The following is an 18,827-nucleotide window of genomic DNA, read 5'->3' as shown; positions in this document are numbered from 1 at the left end:
CCCAAGTGCTGTCCCCCACGCGAGCCGGTGAAACGGCTCGAAAGGAAACACGATGCGTAACACGATGAAGATGACCCTGGCCGCGGCCCTGGCCTCCCTGGCGCTCGTCCCCGCGGCCGTGACGGCCCACACCGTCAAGTCGCCCTTCCCCGGCACCATCACCGCCACCACCTACTACCCGAGCGGCGGCTACCACGGCGCCATCGACGTCTCCAGCGGCCGCTGCAACTACTGGGGCGCCGAGACGGCCGTGGTGGGCTCCGTCTTCTGGAACGTCACCATCAACACCACCGGCATCGTCTGCGATGGCAACGGCTACGAGAACGCCAACATGGCCATCCACACCTGGGCGGACGGCTGGAAGTTCCACCAGAAGCACTTCATCAAGACGAGCGACTCGTACGACCGCACGTGCGACCGCTGCCAGGTGGGCAACGAGGGCGGCACCGGCCAGGCCACCGGCCCCCACGCCCACCTCATGCAGGAGAAGAACGGCACCAAGGACACCTCCTGGTACTCCGGCTACACCGTCCAGGGCGAGGCCGTGGACCGCAGCGAGACCCTCGGCGTCCTCGACTGAGCCGCCTCCGTCACCCACCGGGGCCCCGCGTGAGGACATGCTCCCCACGGGGGGCCTCCGTTTTTCCTGGCATTCGCTCCCTGTCCTGGAAGGCCGGGCAGCCGAAAATTCCCAAGAAATGGATGATTTAATCATTTTGTGAGATGGCGGTGAGGTCCAGGGTCTCTCTAGAGATGGAACCCCTCGATTCGGGCCCACCGCCATGACTCCCACTTCTCCGCCGCCCTCCTCCTCTTCCGCACCAGGCACCTCTAGCCGGCGCAAGCCATTGCTCGTGGCCGGAGCCGGCCTCGTAGCCCTGCTGGCCGGTGTGGCGCTGATTGGCCGCGGTGGGGAGGCGAAGGAAGGCCCGGCCGAGACGGCCCCCCCTGGCGCTCAGGCGTCCGCGAAGCAGGCCCCCGCCCAGAAGACGGGCGCCGCCGCCCAGGCCGCCGCCCCGCTGGCCCCGGGTGAGGAGGCCAAGGCCCCGCGTTTCCAGGAGACCCTCTGCTGGAAGGATCTGGAGCGCTTCAACCAGGGCGTGAACATCCACAACTTCCGCCAGTGGGCCGAGCCCCTGCTGAACTCGCGGGATGGGCTCGTCCGGGACTTCCTGAAGGAGCGCCTCACGGAGCTCATCGGCAAGGACCCGGCCCACGCGCTCGAGGTGCTGAGCTGGTCGCTCGATGCCCAGGGCAGGTCCTTCGGCGTGTACCTGACGGCGGTGCGGGACAGCGAGGCCGTCCACCAGCCGCAGGTGGCCGCGAAGCTGCTGGACATGGGCCTGGACAACGCCCTCCCCGCCGAGCGGCGCGCGGGCATCCTCTCCGCGCTGGACACGCAGAAGCGGCTGGCTCCGGCGGCGCTCGACAAGCTCACCACCTTCGCCAACGATCCCGTGTCCGGCGAGGCGGGCTGGGCCGCGGCCCGCACCATCGCGCGCGTCATGAAGCGCGAGTTCAAGCAGAACGCCAACATCACCCCCTACATGGACAAGCTGCTCACCATCGGCGCCCAGTCGCCCGACGAGCAGATCCGCTACCTGGGGCAGATGATGCCCATGCACGCCGCGCCCCTGCTCAGCGCGGAGGAGACGGAGCGCTTCGCCAAGATTCTCGTCGGCGAGGGCAGCGAGGAGGGCCGGGACGCGGCGGCCCACAACCTCTCCCTGTCCCTGGACAAGGGGAAGGTGTTGGACCTGTTCGCGAAGACCTTCGAGACCGAGCAGTCCCTGTGCGTGAAGTGGGCCCTGTTCCGCTTCTCCGCGCGCACCGCCGGCAAGCGCGCCCTGCCCGTCATGGCGAACATGGCCGTGCAGGATCCGCGCTTCCAGCCCATCTACCAGGACTTCGAGCGCCTCTACGCGAGCGGCACCCTGGACTTCGTGCGGCTCTTCAACGGCCTGCCCAACCAGGATCCCTTCAGCTGTCTCGACCGCCACGAGTGAGCCCGGGAACGACCATGACACGCACCCCTTCCTTCCCTTCCCGCCCCCTCCTGCTCGCGCTCACGCTGTGCGCGCTGCTGCCCGGCACGGCCGCCGCCCAGGTGGTGGCCCCGGGCCCCGCGCTCCAGGGCGAGCGCTGCTCCGTGGAGGGCCTGATGGACTCCATCCGCCAGGGGCTCAAGTCGAACTCGGAGGCGTACAAGAAGTACATGCGGACGCTGCTGCGCGAGTCCGCCGTCACCCTGCCGGACGGTGAGCTCCGGGCCGCCTTCGAGCGGGAGACGGACCCCGTCATGTCCGAGCACCTCGCGGCCGCCCTGGTGGCGCGCACCGAGCGCGGCGCGGACCCCGAGGCCATCAAGGCGGTGGCGAAGCGGGCCATCGAGGAGCGCGACCCGGCCCTGCGCGCCGCCGCCGTGCGCTCCATGCGCCGCACCAGCGCCCTGGAGAGCACGGACGGCGCGTACGAGAAGCTGGTGCGCGACGCCTCGCCCGAGGTGCGCCGGGAAGCCGCGACGAACATCGTCGAGGACATCCAGCAGGTCTACGCCGGCTTCCACGGCCCGGCCTCGGACGCCGCGGTGTCGGCCGCGGCCGCCTCCACCGACCCGCAGGTGACGGCGAAGATCCTCGGCAACATGGACACGCAGAAGATCAGCGCCGGCTCGGCCGGCAAGATTCAATCGCTGCTGCGCAGCGAGGATGCCGAGGTGCGCAAGGCGGCGGCCCTCGCGCTGGGCGGCGTGCCCGCGGAGCAGATGGCCAGCGCCCGGCAGTCCGTGCTCGCCCTGTACCGCGACGAGCGGGATGCCGGCGTGCGCAAGGCGCTCCTGCAGAGCATCGCCCAGTTGGGCTTCATTGGAGCGATTCCCGAGTTGCAGCGGCTGCGGAGCAGCGACCCCAGCCTGGCGCCGGAAATCGACGCGTGGATTCGAGTTCTCAGTCTGGACCTTCAGGAGTGGAACCTGATCCTGAGGGAGAAGCAGCGGCTGCAGCAGGTTCCGTAGACGTCCACCCCCCCCACGAGGGCCGTGCACCGGCTCGAGAGGAAAAAACGATGCGTAACACGATGAAGATGACCCTGGCGGCCCTGGCTTCCCTGGCGCTGGTTCCCGCGGCCGTGACCGCGCACACCGTGAAGGCGCCGTACCCCGCCACGGTGACCACCACCACGTACTATTCGAGCGGCGCGTTCCACGGCGCGGTCGACGTGTCCAGCGGCACCTGCGACTACTGGGGCGTGGAGACGGGCGTGGTGGGCTCGGTGTACTGGAACGTGTCCATCCGCACCACCACCCACTACTGCAACACGGGCAACGGCAGCGGCAACCAGAACGAGGCGCTGCACACGTGGGCGGACGGCTGGCAGTTCCGCATCTGGCACTTCAACAAGACGGCCGCCTCGGTGGACAAGACGTGCGACCGCTGCCAGGTCGGCGACGAGGGCTCCACGGGTAACTCCACGGGCGCCCACACGCACATGCAGCAGACCAAGAGCGGCACGTACGACACCTCCTGGTACTCCGGCTACACCTCCAAGGGCGAGGCCGTGGACCGCACCGAGACGCTCGGCGTCCTCGACTGATTCGAGCGGGCGTCGTCGAGCCCGGCTCATGGCCAGGGAGCGGAGCCGTCCGGTTCCGCTCTCCGGCCCCGTCGCATGAAAGGAATTCCCATGCACCACACGATGAAGAAGACCCTGGCGGCACTGGCTTCCCTGGCGCTCGTTCCCACGGCCGCGCTCGCGCTCGATGTGGTGGCGCCCCACCCCGGTACGGTGCTGACGACCACGTACTATTCGAGCGGCGCGTTCCACGGCGCGGTGGACATCAGCGGCAACTGCAACGTGGACCCGATCGACCTGCCGCTCATCGGCACCCGGAGCTGGAACTTCACCATCCGGACCACGGGCGTCGTCTGCAGCGGCAGCGGCAGCGGCAACCACAACGCCGTGTCCACCACCCTCTCGGATGGCCGGGTCCTCCGGCTCTGGCACTTCATCAAGACCGCCGCCTCCTACGACAAGACGTGCGACCGGTGCGAGCTGGGCGTCGTCGGCGGGACGGGCGCCGTCAGCACGGCCCAGACCCACATCGAGGTGGACAAGAACGGCACCAACCTCACCTCGTGGTACTCGGGTTACACCGTCAAGGGCGAGTTCCTCGACCGCGGCGAGCTGATTGGCGTCCTCTAGGAATCGAGCCCGGTTGGTTGCCCGGGGGACGAGGGGAGATCGTCCCGCGGTACAGCACCGTGCCCCCCTCGCCTCCCGCTGCCTGAAGCCCCACCTTGCTTTCGGAGTCACGTCTTCTCCGGAGGCATGTCTTGGGACTCTTCGACCTGTTCTCTCGCTGGCCGCTCCTCCGTCAGCTCCGGAACAAGGACTCCACCGCGCTCGGTGAGACGGCGATGTCCGGGCGCAGCCAGACGCTCGAGCCGCGCACCGTCCAGGCGGACACGGTCGTCCGCTCGGTCTGCCCCTACTGCGCCGTGGGCTGTGGCCAGAAGGTCTACGTCCAGGACGGCCGGATTCTCGACATCGAGGGCGACGAGGACTCGCCCATCTCCCGCGGCCGGCTGTGCCCCAAGGGCGCCGCCACCTTCCAGCTCGTCACCGGCAGCCACCGCGTGACGGACGTCCTCTACCGGCGTCCCCGCTCCATGCAGTGGGAGCGCATCCCCCTGCACAAGGCGCTCGACATGATCGCCGAGCGCGTGAAGCAGGCGCGGGATTCCACCTGGGAGTCGCACAACGACAAGGGCGAAACCGTCAACCGCACCATGGGCATCGCGCACCTGGGCGGCGCCACGCTCGACAACGAGGAGAACTACCTCATCAAGAAGCTCTTCACCGCCGGGCTCGGCATCGTCCAGGTGGAGAACCAGGCCCGAATATGACACTCGTCCACGGTGCCCGGTCTGGGCATCTCGTTCGGCCGGGGCGGTGCCACCACGTTCCAGCAGGACCTGGCGAACGCGGACTGCATCCTCATCATGGGCAGCAACATGGCCGAGTGTCACCCGGTGGGCTTCCAGTGGGTGATGGAGGCCCGTGAGCGCGGCGCCACGCTCCTCCACGTGGACCCGCGCTTCACGCGCACCAGCGCCATGGCGGATGTGCACGTGCCCATCCGCACGGGCTCGGACATCGCGTTCCTCGGCGGCCTCATCCACTACATCCTGGAGAACGAGCGCTACTTCCACGACTACGTGGTCCACTACACCAACGCGCCCGCCATCCTGCGCGAGGACTTCCAGGACACCGAGGAGCTCGACGGCCTCTTCAGCGGCTATGACCCGGAGACGGGCAAGTACGGGCCGCACACCTGGCAGTACGAGAACATGGATGGTGTGGTGCCCGCCGCGGGCCACAAGGAGATCTTCAGCGAGCCGGGCGCCGGTGGCCACGGCAAGGTGCGCGGCAAGCACATCACCGAGGTGCCCCGGGACAAGACGCTCCAGCACCCGCGCTGTGTCTTCCAGGTGCTCAAGCGCCACTACGCGCGCTACACGCCGGACGTCGTCTCGCGCATCTGCGGCGTGCCCAGGGAGCTGTTCCTGAAGGTGGCCCAGACGCTCTGCGACAACTCGGGGCGCGAGCGCACCAGCGCCTTCTGCTACACGGTGGGCTGGACGCAGCACTCGGTGGGCGTGCAGTACATCCGCGCCGCGTCCATCATCCAGCTGCTGCTCGGCAACATCGGCCGGCCCGGCGGCGGCATCATGGCCCTGCGCGGCCACGCCTCCATCCAGGGCTCCAGCGACATTCCCACCCTCTACAACCTGCTGCCCGGCTACATCCCCATGCCGCACGCGCCAGATGCGCAGCGGTTGGCTCAGTACCTGCACAACAACGAGTCCGCCAGCGGCTGGTGGAGCGAGTTCCCCAAGTACGTCGTCTCGCTCCTCAAGGCGTACTACGGCGGCGCCGCGACGAAGAAGAACGAGTGGGGCTTCCACTGGATACCGAAGCTCACCGGCGACCACTCGCACATGACCACGGTGGCCAACATGGCCGATGGCCAGGTGAAGGGCTACTTCGTCATGGGCGAGAACCCCGCGGTGGGCTCGATGAACGGGGCCCTCCAGCGCAAGGGTTTGCAGAAGCTCGAGTGGCTGGTGGTCTCGGACCTGACCCTCACCGAGACGGCCGAGTTCTGGCGCACCGCCCCCGAGGTGGTCCGCGGCGACGTGCGCCCCCAGGACATTCCAACCGAGGTCTTCTTCATCCCGGCCGCCGCGCACACGGAGAAGGACGGCACCTTCACCAACACGCAGCGCCTGCTGCAATGGCACCACAAGGCCGTGGAGGCGCCCGGCGAGGCGCGCAGTGATCTGTCCTTCCTCTTCGAGCTCGGGCGGAGGCTGAAGAAGCTCTACGCGGACTCGAAGGAGGAGAAGGACCGTCCCATCCAGGCCCTGACGTGGGACTACCCGACGAAGGGCCCGCGCGAGGAGCCCGACGCCGAGGCCGTGCTGAAGGAGATCAACGGCTGCACGGTGGCGGATGGCGAGCGGGTGTCCGGCTTCACGGAGCTGAAGGACGACGGCTCCACCGCGTGTGGCTGCTGGCTGTACTCGGGGTGCTTCGCGGACGGGGTGAACCAGACGGCGCGCCGCAAGCCGGGCCGCGAGCAGACGTGGGTGGCCTCCGAGTGGGGCTGGGCGTGGCCGGCCAACCGGCGGCTCCTCTACAACCGCGCCTCGGCGGACCTCGAGGGCCGCCCCTGGAGCGAGCGCAAGAAGTACGTCTGGTGGGACGCGCGGCAGGGCAAGTGGACGGGCGAGGACGTGCCGGACTTCATCGCGGACCGTCCGCCCTCGTACCGGGCGGACAAGGGCGACCGGGGATTGGACGTCATCTCCGGGGATGATCCATTCATCATGCAGGCGGACGGGAAGGGCTGGCTGTTCGCGCCGAGCGGGATGATGGACGGCCCGTTGCCCACGCACTACGAGCCGCTGGAGTCACCGGTCCCCAACTTCCTCTACGGGCAGCAGTGCAACCCGGCGCGGCACGAGTGGCGGCGCAAGGACAATCCCATGCACCGGGCGTGGGGGGATCCACGCTACCCGTACGTGGTCACCACGTACCGGCTCACCGAGCACCACACGGCGGGAGGCATGTCGCGCTGGCTGTCGTGGCTGAGCGAGCTGCAGCCGGAGATGTTCGTCGAGGTGTCTCCGGAGCTGGCCGAGGAGGCCGAGCTGGAGAACGGAGGCTGGTGCACGGTGTCCACGGCACGCGGGGAAATCGAATGCCGGGTGCTGGTGACGGAGCGGCTGCGGCCGTTGCAGCTCGACGGGAAGCGGGTGCACCAGGTGGGGCTGCCGTACCACTGGGGCTACACGGGACGCGTGCAGGGTGACAGCACCAATGACCTGATTGGCTTCACGGCGGACCCGAACGTCTCCATCCAGGAGTCCAAGGCCTTCACGTGCAACATCCTGCCGGGGAGGAGGAGCCAGGACCGGCGCGCGGCGTTCGGCTGGGAGCCGTGGCCGCTGCCCCCGGGCGTGGTGGAAGTGCCGAGGGACCTGGAGGGCGTCGGCCCGCCGGAGCAACCGCCGCAGGACAAGGAGTAGCGCCCCATGGGACAGAAGGGCTTCTTCACCGACACCACGCTGTGCATCGGCTGCAAGGCGTGTGAGGTGGCCTGCAAACAGTGGAATCAGCTGCCGGATGACGGCTTCCAGCTCACCGGCATGTCGTACGACAACACGGGGCACCTGGGCTCGGCGACGTGGAGACACGTGGCCTTCGTCGAGCGGCCGGTGCCGCTGCCCACGCAGACGGTGGGGCTGTTGGACTTCTCGTGGTTGATGGCCTCGGACGTGTGCAAGCACTGCCAGCGGGCCGGGTGCCTGGAGGCGTGTCCCACGGGCGCCATCATCCGCACCGGGTTCGACACGGTGTACGTGCAGCCGGACGTGTGCAACGGCTGTGGCTACTGCGTGGCGGCGTGTCCGTTCGGCGTGGTGGACCGGCGCGAGGACGACGGGCGCGCGTGGAAGTGCACGCTCTGCTACGACCGGCTGGGCGAGGACATGACGCCCGCGTGTGCCAAGGCGTGCCCCACGGCGTCCATCCAGTTCGGCGACGTGGACGAGCTGCGCGAGCGGGCGCAGCGCCGGGTGGAGCAGTTGCATGAGAAGGGGTGGGAGCAGGCGTACCTGTATGGCGCGGACGCGGAGAACCAGCCGGGCACGGGGGGGCTGAATGCCTTCTTCCTGCTGGTGGACAAGCCCGAGGTCTACAACCTGCCACCGGATCCAGTGGTGCCGACGATGAAGGGCCGGGAGGCGTGGGTGTCGGCGGGGTGGGGAGCGTTGGGGATGGCGGTGATGGCGCTCGGGGCGGTGTTGCTGGGACGGGAGGTGGTGCGTGGGTGACATCCGGCCCGAGGACCTGGAGAAGCGGCAGGACGGCCGCAACATCGACACGCGGCTGGGAACGCTGTCCGGCGAGGGCGCGCAGCAGCGGGTGAAGGACACGGACGAGGCCAATCCCTCTCGAGCGCTGTTGCGGACGAGGCCCTCGCAGTCGGGGGTGAACGCGGAGTCGCCGAGTTATTACGGGCAGCCGGCCATCAAGGAGCCGGTGTGGATCTGGAGCATCCCGCTGTACTTCTACGTGGGCGGCGTGGCGGGCGCGGCGAGCCTGCTGGGAGCGGCAGCGGAGGCCTTTGGCGGAGAGGGGCTGAGGAAGCTGGGGCACCGGTGCCGGTGGGTGGGCGCGGCGGGAGACATCGTGAGCTCGGGGCTGCTCATCCATGATTTGGGGCGGCCCGCGCGCTTCCTGAACATGCTGAGGGTGTTCCGGCCGACGTCGCCGATGAGCATGGGCTCGTGGGTGCTGGTGGGCTCGGGGGCGATGAACACCGCGTCCGTGCTGTTCGCGGGCCGGCGCGGGTGGCTGGGACGCGTGGGGGATGGCGCCGCGGTGGCGTCGGGGCTGCTCGGGATGCCGCTGGCGGGGTACACGGCGGTGCTGCTCGCGAATACGGCGGTGCCCCTCTGGCAGGCCACGCGCAAGTCGTTGCCGCTGTTGTTCGTGTCCTCGGCGGTGGCGGGCGCGGGGAGCCTGCTGGAGTTGCTGCCCCACGCGAGCCACGAGGCGAAGGTGCTCCACCTGTTCGGCACGATGGGCAAGGTGGGCGAGCTGATGACGGGCGTCGCGGTGCAGCACGAGGCCTCGGGCCTGGAGGTGCTGGAGCGGCCGCTGAAGCAAGGGGACTCGGGGAGACTGTGGAAGGCGGCCCGGGTGTGCGCCGCGGCGTCGCTCGCGCTGAGCCTGTGGCCGGGGCGGACCCGGTGGATGAAGGTGGCGGGGGCGCTGCTCGGCACGGCGGGAGCGGTTGCCACACGGTTCGCGGTGTTCCACGCGGGCAAGGCGTCGGCGAGGGATCCGCAGGCCACGTTCCAGCCGCAACGCGAGGGAATGGGCGCCGCGGAGGTGACGGGGCACACGCACGCCTCGGATGGGAAGCCGTTGAAGTACCCGCTGCCGGTGCTGCGCGAGGAGCCGAGGAGGCCGGAGCGGCCCGAGGCGGCAAGCGGGGCATGGGAGCCGGAGCTTCCCGTGACTTGAGGGCTACGAGACCTCGATCTCGAGGCCGTCATACTCGCCGGAGTGGTCCTGGGCGAGGCGCTCCAGCGCTTCGCGTGCGGAGTCGAGCTCCCGCGCCGCATCGCGCACGTGGTGCTCGACGAGTACCAGCCAGTTATTCCCATCGGCGCTCTTGCGACTCGTCACCACGTAGCCTTGCGTGAAGAGTTGAGCAGCCACCACTTTTCCGACCTTGGCCGTGGCGAAGTAGAGGTAGTGCCGGACATGGCGCGGCTTGTCCGCAGCGGGGACTCGCGGCTCTGGAGGGACGCCGATGTCCTGCTCGGGCCGCCATTCTTGCGTGAGGTAATACACCAGGGCCTCATGATTCCAGATGGAGGCGATGGGCAGACGGCGTTGCACCTCGCTGAGCTCACGGACGAGCGTTTCCCTCCTTCCCTCACAGATGAGCCAGGCCAGGACCCTGCCCTCGCGATTGCTCGCGCATTCTCGACGGTACACGGAGGGAAACACCTCTCCCCGAGGTACCGGGTGCTCCGCGGCGATCTCCACGAGACCCTGAGAGACCGCCGCACCCGCCGGGTAGAAAGTGAAGTAGGCCTCCGGAGGGTCGACCAGCGCCATGAAGTCCGCGGGCCGACTGGCGAAGAAACCAGGCAGGACGCGAATGGCATCTCCGTACTCGCGGTGCCTGCCCGTGTAATGGACATACGCCAGCCCCCGAGGCGTTCGAACCTCGAGAACGTCTCCGGGCCGGACCCGCTTGCGCCTGGTGGTCATCTCACTTCCCCGTGTAGCCGATGGTTTCGAGAAGCTCCAGCCCCCGGCGCAGTGTCGAGTCCACCGCCGTGTGGTGTCTGTTGAAAACCCTCGGCTCGCCCGTGTCCGTGCGCAGGGCACTTGTCGCCGGGTTCACGGCCCACCTCGTCTCCGTCACCCTGGGATTCCCGCTCCCCGGCTGAGCCGCTACGCTCGCGCGCCATGAGCACTCGCGCGACGAGCATCTGGGGCTGGGGGTACGCGGACAAGTTCCCCGACATCGGGACACGCCGCTCCCTCGCCGGACACGTCTCCCCCCTCCTCGGCGGCCCCTCCCTGGAGCCCCACGAGCCCGCCACCTCCCTGCGTCTCCCGCCCTCCCGTGTCGCTCCCCCCGAATCGCTCGCGGACCTGTGCTCGGTGGACGAGGCGGACCGCGCCGCGCACACCTATGGCAAGGGTTATGGGGACCTCGTGCGCGGCTTCCACGGGGACTTCTCCTCCGCGCCCGACTTCGTCGCCCGCCCCCGCTCCGAGGAGGACGTGCGCGCCGTCATGGACTGGTGTGGAGACCACCACGTGGCCCTCATCCCCTTCGGCGGAGGCACCAGCGTCGTGCGCGGTGTCGAGGCCGCCATCGGGAATGGCTTCCGTGGCGCCGTGTCCCTGGACCTGCGCCGCCTGGACCGGGTCGTCGAGGTGGACCCCATCTCGCGCTCGGCCCGCATCCAGGCCGGCGCCACCGGGCCCGTGCTCAAGTCCCAGCTCGCCTCGCACGGCTTCACCCTGCGCCACTTCCCCCAGTCCTTCGAGTTCTCCACGCTCGGCGGGTGGATCGCCACGCGCGCCGGTGGCCACTTCGCCACGCTCTACACGCACATCGACGACCTGGTGCAGTCCACCCGCATGCTCACCCCGCGCGGCCTCTACGAGACGCGCCGTCTTCCCGCCTCGGGCGCCGGTCCCGCTCCGGACAGGCTCGTGCTCGGCTCCGAGGGCACGCTCGGCGTCATCACCGAGGCCTGGGTGCGGCTCCAGTCCCGCCCCCGCTTCCGCGCCAGCGCCAGCGTCCACTTCCCCGGGTTCGATGTCGCCGTGCGCGCCGTCCGCGAGCTCTCCCAGTCCGGACTCCATCCCTCCAATTGCAGGCTCCTCGACGCGCAGGAGTCCTTCCTCAACGGTGTCGCCGAAGATGGCTCCAGCGTGCTCGTGCTGGCGTTCGAGTCCGCCGACCATCCGCTGCACGCCTGGATGGAGCGCGCGCTCGCCATCACCGTCGAGCACGGGGGTGAATGCCGCGAGGGTGCCCGCTACCGCTCCGATGAGGCGGGGGCACAGCCGCGCGCCAGTGGCGCCGCCGAGAGCTGGCGCTCGGCCTTCATCGAGGCTCCGTACCTGCAGAACGTCATGGTGAGCCTCGGCGTCATCGCGGACACGTTCGAGACGGCGTGTACGTGGGACCGGTTCGACTCGCTCCACGGTGCCATCCTCGAGGCCGTGCGCGAGGCCCTCGGGCGCATCTGCGGCGGCGGGACCGTGAGCTGCCGTTTCACCCACGTCTATCCGGATGGGCCCGCGCCCTATTACACGTTCCTCGCCCCCGCGAAGCGTGGGGGCGAGCTGGCGCAGTGGATGGCGCTCAAGCAGGCCGCCAGTGAGGCCATTTCCACGCACGGCGGCACCATCACCCATCACCACGCCGTGGGCCGGCTCCACCGCCCCTGGTACGACCGCGAGCGCCCCGAGCCGTTCGCTCTCGCCTTGAAGGCCGTGAAGGGCGCGTTGGATCCCCAGGGCATTCTCAACCCGGGTGTCCTCGTGGGGCCGTGATCGACGAGGCGCCCGCTACTCTTCGTAGGTGACCTGGACGGACTCCCCCCGGATGAAGGCCTCGAGCTCCTTCCGGCTGGAGACCATGAAGGCGGAGAAGGTGGCCTCCGTGCCGTCTTCGATCGTCTCGCTGTCCCCAGTACGGCTCGTGAGAGACGGGGCACAGGTCAGGAGCTTTCGGATGCCGCCATATACCTGTTTCGCCGGTCTGCCGTTCCAGGTCAGGGTGCCATCGTCATCCCCTTCCTCCAGCCTGCCGAAGTACTCCGCCTTGCGCCGCGCCTCGGCGCTGTCGGGCGCATCAATCAGGTAGACGTTCTCCCAGATGTAGAAGTCGTCCTGCGGCTCATCCTTGAGCTGGAAGTACATGACGACGCTGGCCGCGTACCATGCCATCGGGCCCTTCTCCTTCTCCGTCAGAAGTCGTTGGCGTTGGGACGACACCCCAACGCTTTCTGCGCCCGCTTTATCTTCCGCACCTCTGCCGTGTCACCACGTGCAGCGGCATCTTTCTGCAGGTCCCGAAGCCAGGCGCAAGGATCCGTTCCCTTGGGTAGATCCCTGGCCTGAAGCACGTACTCATTGTCGATGTTCTGCTTTCCGCCCTTCGCGCAAAGGACCTCGTACTTCTCGCAGAAATCCTCCAGCGACATGCTCTCGGAAAGAGCAACAGCCTCAATGGCTCCAGCCAGCCCCCCCGTAAGCTCGATGAGGGTCTTCCCACATGCGTAGGTGTCACCCACGACAGCGCATCCGGGATAGCAGCTCATGGTCTCCGACGGGCATGCATGGAGACCGTGCGGCCGTGGAGGGTGACTCGGGAGAAGCCCATTACTTCCACCATGGTCCGGGAGAACGAGCACCCCCAGGGATACCTCGCGTGCAGATGCCGCCGCGCAGCCCTCCTGAAGCCAAAGCACGCAGCAGAAAAGCATCAGCAACGGACGTATCCACATCGGGCGCCCTCCTTCGCTACAGCCCCGCCATGATTCCGCCGTCCACCGTCATCATGCAGCATCCCGTGCTTCCCCATGTCCACCTGCACGTAGAGCGCCTCCAGCCCCTCCTCCTTCAGCACCCGCCGCCGCCTCGCCCCGCTCCCGGCCCCGGCCCACCAGCGCCACCTTCGCCCCCGCCCTCCCCAGCTCCCTCGCCGCCGCCAGTCCGATCCCCGAGCTGCCCCCCGTCACCAACGCCACCTTGCCCTCGAGTCCCTTCATCGCGTTCCCCTTCTTCCTTCGGTGAGTGTCCGCCACCTCAACCTCCCATTCTCCCGTCCCTTCCCTCCCCCCCTCCACTGTCGGCTAGCGAGCACAATCCTGCACCCTGAATGAATCATTACAGCCGGGCTCGCTGCGCCTACACGGGCGGGTGGGGAACAATGGCATCCACGTTTCCAACCCAGGTGGAGAGGGATGTCCCGGGGGGGAGTTTTCGTGGGACCATCCCTTTCCGCCTTCAGCGCCGTCCGTCCCATGTCCAGCGAAGCAGGCCCCGACAACTCCGCCGATCTGCGCACGACCCTCGAGCCCTCGGTGCAACGCCGGGAGGCGGGAGCGGACTCGCTGCTGGGGACGAGCATCGGCAGCTTCCGGCTCACCCGGAAGCTGGGCCACGGGGGCATGGGCGCGGTGTACCTCGGCGAGCACGTGGACATCGGCAGCCGCGTGGCCATCAAGGTGCTGCACGGACGGCTGGCCAGCTCGCCCCAGGTGCTGCGCCGCTTCCACATGGAGGCCCGCGCCGTCAACCTCATCGGCCACGAGAACATCGTCAACATCATCGACATCAACCCCGCGCCGCCCCGGCCCTACCTCGTCATGGAGTACCTCGAGGGTGAGCCACTCTCCGCGCTGCTCTCCCGCGGGCCCGTGCCCGCCGAGGTCGCCGTGGCCCTGCTCGCCCAGGTGTGTGACGCCCTGCAGGCCACGCACGCGCGAGGCATCGTCCACCGCGACCTCAAGCCCGAGAACCTCTTCCTGCTGCAGCGCGGCCACGGCCCCGCCTTCGTGAAGGTGCTCGACTTCGGCATCGCCAAGCTGCTCGACAGCGAGGAGCGCGGCACCGACACGCAGGAGGGCGCCATCATCGGCTCGGCCGACTACATGGCGCCGGAGCAGTCGCGCGGCGAGGCCCTGGATGGCCGGGCCGACCTCTACGCCCTCGGGGTCATCGCCTACCAGCTCGTCACCGGGCGGCTGCCCTTCGTCGAGCGCTCCCTCACCGCGCTGCTGCTCGCCCACCAGACGAAGCAGCCCATCGCCCCCACCTCGTTGTACCCCGACGTGCCGCCCGCGCTCTCCAGCGTCATCCTGCGCGCGCTCGCCAAGGAGCCCGGGGACCGTTTCCAGAGCGCCTCGGCGATGCGCGGCGCGCTCCAGGTGGCGCTCGACATGGTGCGCTCGCCGGCCGGCCCCGCCCGCACGCCCCCGCCCGTGGGCCCCTTCGCCGTGCGCCCCGCCCTGGCCCTGCCCGTGCTGGTGACGGCGCGGCCCGGCGCCGCGGCCGAGCAGCTCACGTGCACGGACCTGACGCGCGGAGGCATGTTCCTGTGCACGGACCAGGCCCTGCCGCCGCTGCTCTCCCGCGTGGTGGCGGCGCTGGAGCACCCGGATGGGGAGCTCACGTGCGAGTGCGAGGTGGTGCGGCACGTGCAACCCGAGGAGGCACAGGCCTGGGGCATGGCCGCCGGCTTCGGCGTGCAGTTCGTGGAGCCGTCCGTGTCATTCAAGGCGGCGGTGGCGCACCTGATGTTGGGGCAGCCGCTCAACACGCTGCGCCCGCCGATGGACCCGGCCGCCGAGGCCGAGGTGGAGCAGGTGCTCGCCCCGTATCGCGAGCGCGGGACGGAGGACCTCTATGTCTTCCTCGCGCTGCCGCCGGACTCGGGGTGCGAGGAGCTGCGGGTGCGTGCGCGCCGGGCGTGCAGTGCGCTGGAGCGGTTGCGCGAGCGGCCCATCTCTCCCGCGCTGCGCGCCAAGGTGGAGCTGGTGCTGGACCGGGTGCGCAAGGCGTCCGAGACGCTCGGCCAGCCGCAGCGCCGGGCCGCCTACGACGCCGAGCGGGGCAACTTCCAGGGCGTGGCACGCTGTCTGGCCGCGGGGCTCACCGCCACGCAGTTGGAGGAGCTGCGCCGGGACTTCCTCACCCGGCGGCCGCATGCGCAGGGGCCGTTGCGGGTGCACCTCGCCACGGCCCAGGCCCACCAGCAGGCCGGGCTGCTCTCCCACGCGCGCGAGGCCTATGAGCGGGCGCTCATCCTGGACCCGCTGTCGCTCGAGTTGCACAAGCAGTACCTCGCCGTGTGCCGGGCACTGGGCACCTCCGGACGTCCGGGCCCCGGCTCCGGTGGCAAGGTGAACATCGCCTGACGCTCGCCCGGCCGTGCTTCAACCGTTGGCCGAAGCAGGAGGCGTGGGGTTCTGGACGGCGAACTCGGCCACGGTGTCCAGGTACCGCTGGATGGCCTTCAGGTGGTCTCCCCCGCATTCAGCGAGGTACCGCTTATGCCAGCCCTCCGTGGAGAGCTCCCGTTTGAAGAGCCAGCCATTGAATGCCTCGTACCAGGGGTCCTCCATGCCCTGGTACCGGCAGCAGGCCCGATAGCCGGTCTCGAAAGCGGCCACGGCCTGGGTCGTCTCCATTCCCCCGAAGAAGACCCACAAGGGCCTGCCGCGCGCATGCTCGGACCGGACGCGCAGCAGGACGTCGATGAGGGAGACGAAACGCCCGCGCCACTCCTCGGGAAGCGGCACGACCTTGACGACGGTTTCCGGGCCACGGGTCATGGTTCGTCCAGGCTGTTCAGTACCGCGGAGGAGATCTTCATTCCCTCTTCCGTCACGAGGCGGCGAATGTACTCGTCCTCCGGCAGCCCCTGTGGCCCGGTGAAGGCATCGTAGATCTTGTTCTGCAGACGTACAGCGACGTGCAGGCCCAAGTCCGAGAGCTGAACCGTGCTGCGTGGCTCACCCGCGCGCATCTCGAAGGCGAGATATCTCGAACCATGTGGCGTGAACCGGATGAACTCGGGCTTGCCGCCGAGTTGTTGGAACGCCGTGAAGATGCGCCGGGCCACTTCGAGGCAGGGTCCTGGCCTGCGGTTCTCGGCGGTGAAGGCGAGCTCGAGGAGTTGAAGCCACCGCGGAAGGGTCTGCCGGCCCGTCTCCAACTGGTAGAGCGCGATGGCCTTCTGGATGTCTCCCCTGGCGAGCATCGCCAGCATCTGCGCCCGGACCGTGTCCGTCATCTGGAGCACGGCCTGGGAAATCCGCAGAGGCTGCGTGGACGCCTGGGCCACGACGAGCTGCCGCACCCGTGTTGCCGGATGCGACGTCACCGGCGCGGAGGCGGTGGCCGTGGCGGCCCACAGCACGAGCAGTCCAAACAGGCGAGCACGCATGAGTCCCTCGACGATGGCCCTCTATGTAGGACAAGTCAGCCGCGGTGGCGAGGTGCCCATCACGTAACGCTCGCGTCCTCTCAGCGCGTGGGAAGCCTCACGGCGCGCGCCCGTCCGTGCTAATTCCCCGCTGACTCCACCTATGTCCTCGACATCCGGCTCCGAGCCGCAGCCCTCCGCCGTGTCCCCGCAGGTGCAGCGTGTGGCGCTGTACGCCGTGGCCTCCGGCCTCACCCCCCTCATCCCCGTCCCCTTCCTCGACGAGTACGCCCTGCGCCGCGTCCGCGAGGGCATGGTCCGCACCATCCTCCGCGAGCGCTCCTTCTCCCCTCCGGAGCGCACCATCACCGTGCTCGCCGGCCTCCACCCCCGCGAGGGCAGCCGCCTCCAGCAGCTCGCCAGCAAGATGGCCCTCTTCTCCCTGCGCCTCACCTGGCGCAAGGCCTACAGGCGCATGGCCACCGCCCTCTGGGTGAAGGACTGCGTGGACATGGCCTCCGTCTCCCTCCACCACGGCTACCTCCTCCAGCACGCCCTCGAGCGGGGAGACCTCGACGCGGCCACCCTCGCCACCGAGGACGTCCCCCGCCGCGTCCACGCCGCCATCGACGCCGCCTGCAAGGAGTTGGACGCCCGCCCCGTCAACCAGGCCCTGCGCCGTCTCTTCGCCGGCAGCCGCCTCCTCCTCTCCGAGCTCTCCAAGGCCCTCGAGACGTGGAACGGCGCTCCCCGCACGCCCCTCGAGGGCGAGGAGCAGGAAGTCGCCTCCCTCGCCGAGCGGCTCGCCGCCGCCATGTGGGAAGAGCGCGGCTACTTCCAGTCCCTCGAGTCCCTCTACGCCAGGCACCTCCAGGCCCGCTGACCGCTCCCCCTCCGTGACGGACCCCCCACCCGCCCGTCACGGACCCCGTCGCTTGCCAGACAAAGCATTGCGAAACATCGCGGTGCATTGACTTGAACGTGGAATTCCGGAAACTACCGGATAGGTTCCGGGCGTCTCCCTCCGGAAGGAATTCCATGCTCCCCCCGTCCGCGAAGCGCCGCGGTGCGCGCGCCCTCGCCTTGCTGCCCCTGCTCGCCGCCTGCGGTGGGGGCCTCGAGTCCGAGCCCACCGCCGCGCCCGAGACGGGCACGCGGCAGTCCCCCGTCATCCTCGGCGCCAACCGCTATGGCGTGGTGACGGGCGGCATCTACAACGCGGGCCCCCAGCCCCTGAGTGACGCCGCCTCGCGCGCGAAGTTCTTCTGCGAGATGAAGCAGCTCAACGCGAAATGGCTGCGCATCGAGGCCGCCTGGCCGAACGTCTCCACCACCACGTACCAGCAGCTCGTCGCCGACGCGCACGCCAACGGCCTCAAGGTCATCGTGCTGTACACGCACCCGCAGTTCTGCGGGGACCCCAACAGCGGCGCCTCGCGGGACGCGTACATCAACGACTACCTCACCCACAAGGTGAGCGGGTGGACCTTCAACGTCTTCAACACCACCGTGAATGGCTGGTCCACCAAGGCCGACGCCATCGAGGTGATGAACGAGCCCAACATCGCCGAGCCGTGCCCCGATGGCAGGACGCCCTTCCGCGTGGAGCCCAACACCTTCGCCTGGACGGTGCGCCGCGTGAAGGAGTGGAAGCAGGCCAACGGCCGCTCCGAGCTCATCATCTCCGGCGGCATCCTCAACACGTACACCACCGAGTCCTTCTGGACGGGGCTGTTCAGCTCGGGCGCGCTCACCGCCTACAAGGGCAACCCGCCCTGGGACTCTTTCGGCATCCACCCCTACAACCCGTACAGCTACGACTGGAACTGCCTCAACAACGGAGGCGGCTCGGCGTGCTTCGGCACCTCCACCTCCGGGTACAAGTACACGCTGCGCACCGGCCTGCAGACGGTGCAGAGCAAGCTCAACTCCGCCACCGGCGTCACCAACACCCGCCTCTTCGTGACGGAGTTCGGCTTCCAGGAGCGCGGCTCCGTCACCGGGCCCGACAACGCCGTGCGCACCGAGGCCGAGGTCGCCGAGGCCATGCGCATCTCCGCCGAGGCCTTCGGCGACTCGGGCGTGGTGGACTCCGCGCTCTGGTACGCGTACCGCAACCACTCGGACGGCTCGGGCGACTTCGGCCTCCGCAATGACTGGAATGGCTCCACGCACTACCCCTCCAAGTGGGAGCCGTGGCACGAGTTCCAGAAGCTGTCCAAGGGCCTCACCACCCGCACCGGTGACAGCCCCGACGCCTGCTGGCTGTAGCAGTCCGTGG

General features: G+C 69.1%; 19 protein-coding genes. 12 read left to right on the top strand and 7 right to left on the bottom strand.

The genetic code is table 11. The annotated features are described in order from the left end of the window. Positions 1 to 52: 52 nt before the first annotated feature. The 8 genes from VFZ09_RS33740 to nrfD all read left to right on the top strand — a co-directional run bounded on the left by VFZ09_RS33740 (position 53) and on the right by nrfD (position 9,597). Positions 53 to 580, top strand: a complete 528-nt coding sequence (locus tag VFZ09_RS33740; protein WP_329731843.1) for a hypothetical protein — start codon at positions 53 to 55, stop codon at positions 578 to 580. Positions 581 to 854: 274 nt separating this feature from the next. Beyond that, a complete protein-coding gene (locus VFZ09_RS33735) occupies positions 855 to 2,006 on the top strand; it encodes a hypothetical protein (RefSeq protein ID WP_329731842.1) in 1,152 nt (383 codons plus the stop codon). Between the two features lie 14 nt (positions 2,007 to 2,020). After that, on the top strand, positions 2,021 to 3,013 hold the full coding sequence (locus VFZ09_RS33730; RefSeq protein WP_329731841.1) for a HEAT repeat domain-containing protein: 993 nt from the start codon (positions 2,021 to 2,023) through the stop codon (positions 3,011 to 3,013). A gap of 50 nt (positions 3,014 to 3,063) precedes the next feature. Further along, the gene (locus VFZ09_RS33725) at positions 3,064 to 3,591 is read left to right on the top strand and encodes a hypothetical protein (RefSeq protein WP_329731840.1); all 528 of its coding nucleotides are present in this window, start codon (positions 3,064 to 3,066) and stop codon (positions 3,589 to 3,591) included. A gap of 90 nt (positions 3,592 to 3,681) precedes the next feature. Beyond that, positions 3,682 to 4,200 (top strand): hypothetical protein, encoded by a 519-nt coding sequence (locus VFZ09_RS33720; RefSeq protein ID WP_329731839.1) that lies wholly within the window; start codon positions 3,682 to 3,684, stop codon positions 4,198 to 4,200. 131 nt (positions 4,201 to 4,331) lie between these two features. Continuing rightward, entirely contained in the window at positions 4,332 to 7,592 is a 3,261-nt protein-coding gene (gene fdh, locus VFZ09_RS33715; protein ID WP_414640777.1) for a formate dehydrogenase, read from the top strand. Between the two features lie 6 nt (positions 7,593 to 7,598). Continuing rightward, positions 7,599 to 8,399, top strand: a complete 801-nt coding sequence (locus VFZ09_RS33710) for a 4Fe-4S dicluster domain-containing protein (RefSeq protein WP_329731838.1) — start codon at positions 7,599 to 7,601, stop codon at positions 8,397 to 8,399. After that, positions 8,392 to 9,597 carry an NrfD/PsrC family molybdoenzyme membrane anchor subunit gene (gene nrfD, locus VFZ09_RS33705; RefSeq protein WP_329731837.1) on the top strand — a complete coding sequence of 402 codons (1,206 nt, stop codon included), beginning with the start codon at positions 8,392 to 8,394 and terminating at the stop codon, positions 9,595 to 9,597. The genes VFZ09_RS33710 and nrfD overlap by 8 nt, the downstream gene beginning before the upstream one ends. 3 nt (positions 9,598 to 9,600) lie before the next feature. Here the strand turns inward: nrfD and VFZ09_RS33700 are convergent, their stop codons facing one another. After that, complete coding sequence (locus VFZ09_RS33700) at positions 9,601 to 10,356, bottom strand: ribonuclease E inhibitor RraB (RefSeq protein ID WP_329731836.1); 756 nt, start codon at positions 10,354 to 10,356, stop codon at positions 9,601 to 9,603. Between the two features lies 1 nt (position 10,357). After that, positions 10,358 to 10,492 (bottom strand): hypothetical protein, encoded by a 135-nt coding sequence (locus VFZ09_RS33695; protein ID WP_329731835.1) that lies wholly within the window; start codon positions 10,490 to 10,492, stop codon positions 10,358 to 10,360. A gap of 65 nt (positions 10,493 to 10,557) precedes the next feature. Between VFZ09_RS33695 and VFZ09_RS33690 the strand changes: the two genes are divergently transcribed. After that, on the top strand, positions 10,558 to 12,165 hold the full coding sequence (locus tag VFZ09_RS33690) for an FAD-binding oxidoreductase (protein WP_329731834.1): 1,608 nt from the start codon (positions 10,558 to 10,560) through the stop codon (positions 12,163 to 12,165). Between the two features lie 15 nt (positions 12,166 to 12,180). Here VFZ09_RS33690 and VFZ09_RS33685 read toward each other — a convergent pair whose 3' ends face one another. From VFZ09_RS33685 to VFZ09_RS33675, 3 genes are all read right to left on the bottom strand, one after another. Continuing rightward, positions 12,181 to 12,561 carry a DUF4288 domain-containing protein gene (locus tag VFZ09_RS33685; RefSeq protein ID WP_329731833.1) on the bottom strand — a complete coding sequence of 127 codons (381 nt, stop codon included), beginning with the start codon at positions 12,559 to 12,561 and terminating at the stop codon, positions 12,181 to 12,183. Positions 12,562 to 12,581: 20 nt separating this feature from the next. After that, a complete protein-coding gene (locus VFZ09_RS33680) occupies positions 12,582 to 12,908 on the bottom strand; it encodes a hypothetical protein (RefSeq protein ID WP_329731832.1) in 327 nt (108 codons plus the stop codon). A gap of 264 nt (positions 12,909 to 13,172) precedes the next feature. Further along, a complete protein-coding gene (locus VFZ09_RS33675; protein WP_329731831.1) occupies positions 13,173 to 13,385 on the bottom strand; it encodes an SDR family NAD(P)-dependent oxidoreductase in 213 nt (70 codons plus the stop codon). A gap of 216 nt (positions 13,386 to 13,601) precedes the next feature. Between VFZ09_RS33675 and VFZ09_RS33670 the strand changes: the two genes are divergently transcribed. Next, positions 13,602 to 15,536 (top strand): serine/threonine-protein kinase, encoded by a 1,935-nt coding sequence (locus tag VFZ09_RS33670; protein ID WP_329731830.1) that lies wholly within the window; start codon positions 13,602 to 13,604, stop codon positions 15,534 to 15,536. 18 nt (positions 15,537 to 15,554) lie between these two features. On the opposite strand, the gene VFZ09_RS33665 is transcribed toward VFZ09_RS33670, so the two are convergent. Together VFZ09_RS33665 and VFZ09_RS33660 are read right to left on the bottom strand one after the other, a co-directional pair. Continuing rightward, positions 15,555 to 15,953: a hypothetical protein gene (locus tag VFZ09_RS33665; RefSeq protein ID WP_329731829.1), complete on the bottom strand. Its 399-nt coding sequence runs from the start codon at positions 15,951 to 15,953 to the stop codon at positions 15,555 to 15,557. Continuing rightward, a complete protein-coding gene (locus tag VFZ09_RS33660; RefSeq protein ID WP_329731828.1) occupies positions 15,950 to 16,567 on the bottom strand; it encodes a hypothetical protein in 618 nt (205 codons plus the stop codon). The genes VFZ09_RS33665 and VFZ09_RS33660 overlap by 4 nt, the downstream gene beginning before the upstream one ends. A gap of 142 nt (positions 16,568 to 16,709) precedes the next feature. Here VFZ09_RS33660 and VFZ09_RS33655 point away from each other — a divergent pair, with 142 nt between their 5' ends. After that, on the top strand, positions 16,710 to 17,429 hold the full coding sequence (locus tag VFZ09_RS33655) for a hypothetical protein (RefSeq protein ID WP_329731827.1): 720 nt from the start codon (positions 16,710 to 16,712) through the stop codon (positions 17,427 to 17,429). Between the two features lie 155 nt (positions 17,430 to 17,584). Next, positions 17,585 to 18,817 carry a hypothetical protein gene (locus VFZ09_RS33650; protein ID WP_329731826.1) on the top strand — a complete coding sequence of 411 codons (1,233 nt, stop codon included), beginning with the start codon at positions 17,585 to 17,587 and terminating at the stop codon, positions 18,815 to 18,817. Positions 18,818 to 18,827: the final 10 nt, after the last annotated feature.

It is taken from the genome of Archangium sp., from assembly GCF_036277355.1.
Lineage (GTDB): Bacteria > Myxococcota > Myxococcia > Myxococcales > Myxococcaceae > Archangium.
Note: the sequence above shows the minus strand (reverse complement) of the source record. Positions and strands in the feature narration are given on the sequence as shown.